This is a genomic window from Pseudomonas sp. 2822-17 (assembly GCF_002742485.1).
Classification (GTDB): Bacteria; Pseudomonadota; Gammaproteobacteria; order Pseudomonadales; family Pseudomonadaceae; genus Aquipseudomonas; species Aquipseudomonas cyclaminis.
On the sequence record NZ_LJRZ01000840.1, the window covers coordinates 1 to 397 of the forward strand.

Here is a 397-nt window from a genome sequence, read left to right on the forward strand (position 1 = left end):
GTCTAGATCAAATAGTATCGTATCAACTGATTCAAATTCATTTTTCCCTTTGTCTGTCCAGTCCTGCTTCGATGTCATTTTTCCATCTCCTTAAAATTATGAACTTTTCTCCGCACTGTAATGCTCTTCTTCTTCAAAAGCTTCTGATGTACCATTCTTTTTCTCTATTCGATTCCAAATCATTGCTACTGCCATCGTTAAAATAATCGCAGTTACAAGTCGTATAAGCAATAATGGCCCTAATGGTATTCCTAATGGCGCAAACAACAGTGTATCTTCAATCACTGCGTGACATGCTACAAGGAATATCATGACAAGATAGATATCCTTTTTGCTCATGCCATCTTCCTTCACAGCTTGAATCATCACACCTGCTCCATAAGCAAGACCAAAAACA

General features: G+C 37.8%; 1 pseudogene. It reads right to left on the reverse strand.

What is annotated here, in order from left to right:
- Nucleotides 1-96: 96 nt before the first annotated feature.
- Nucleotides 97-397, reverse strand: a pseudogene (locus AOA60_RS29470) (hypothetical protein); the annotation flags it as partial.